This window comes from Streptomyces sp. NRRL S-646 (assembly GCF_000720765.1).
Lineage (GTDB): Bacteria > Actinomycetota > Actinomycetes > Streptomycetales > Streptomycetaceae > Streptomyces.
The window spans coordinates 1-308 of record NZ_JODC01000108.1 but is presented as its reverse complement, the minus strand read 5'-3'; the positions used below and the strand labels follow the sequence as shown (position 1 = coordinate 308).

Below are 308 nucleotides of genomic sequence, written 5' to 3'. Positions count from 1 at the left end.
GGCAGTGCGGTCAATCAGGACGGTGCGTCGAATGGCCTCACGGCTCCGAATGGTCCGTCGCAGCAGCGGGTGATCCGGGCGGCGTTGGCGGGTGCGGGGTTGTCGCCGCGGGATGTGGATGCGGTGGAGGCGCATGGCACGGGTACGGCGCTGGGTGATCCGATCGAGGCGCAGGCGTTGTTGGCCACTTACGGTCAGGGTCGTGAGCGGCCGTTGTGGCTGGGGTCGGTGAAGTCGAACATCGGGCACACGCAGGCGGCTGCGGGTGTGGCTGGTGTGATCAAGATGGTGCTGGCGATGCAGCACGG

General features: G+C 67.9%; 1 protein-coding gene. It reads left to right on the top strand.

Annotation, left to right across the window (positions count from 1 at the left end; all coding sequences use genetic code 11):
• The coding region (locus tag IH68_RS0149090; protein ID WP_159403911.1) for a polyketide synthase at nt 1-308 on the top strand (308 nt) is incomplete at both ends.